The organism is Stenotrophomonas panacihumi (genome assembly GCF_001431645.1).
Lineage (GTDB): Bacteria > Pseudomonadota > Gammaproteobacteria > Xanthomonadales > Xanthomonadaceae > Stenotrophomonas_A > Stenotrophomonas_A panacihumi.
Genome location: NZ_LLXU01000047.1, coordinates 1 through 660 on the forward strand (window position 1 = coordinate 1; position 660 = coordinate 660).

At 66.5% G+C, this 660-nt stretch carries 1 protein-coding gene; it reads left to right on the forward strand.

The window, feature by feature from the left end:
* Window positions 1-104 precede the first annotated feature (104 nt).
* Window positions 105-660: DAPG hydrolase family protein (locus tag ARC20_RS02205; protein ID WP_057643638.1), on the forward strand; the 556-nt coding region annotated here is incomplete at its 3' end.

A 660-nucleotide genomic window follows, 5' to 3' on the forward strand; every position in this document is an offset into this window, starting at 1 on the left:
GCAGGGGAGGGCTGTTCATTGCCCCCATCTTACCGCATCCGGCTAATTGCGAAACGAATGACGTTTCCGTATTGTCGGGTCTCCCAACACCGCAGGAGACCCCGATGGATACCGCTGTGAACGCACGCGCCTGGCTGGACCACCACGATCTGCTCGACCCGGCGCCGATGCACCTGGAGACCGGCATGCAGCGCCGCGAAGACGGCACCCTGCTGGTGGCGGTGCGTACCGATCTGCACGGCTGCAAGGGCCGCATGCTGGACTGGTGGTTCACCTTCTTCGAGACCACCCAGCACATCCGCTGGTGGCATCCGGTTGATCATGTCGAGCATCGCGGCTGGGCCGCGGCGTGGCAGCGCGGGCCCAGCTACCACCGTGCCAGCATCCATGCGGTGGAAGCGCTGCCCGACATTCCGCCGGTGGCGGCGCGCCTGAAGTTCCATGATCCGCGCACGTTGTTGGTGCCAGAGCGCCTGCAGGCGGCACAGGATGCCGGCGATGTATCGGCGGTGATTGCCGCGCGCATCGGCTTCGGCGACCACGTGCGCCTGGATGCAAACGGTGAGCCCTGCGACGGGCAGATGCTGCACGTGGCACGCGATACGCCGTTCGGCTGTGTGCTGCGCAGCCGCTTCGTGCTGGGCCTGGACAGCGCTGATC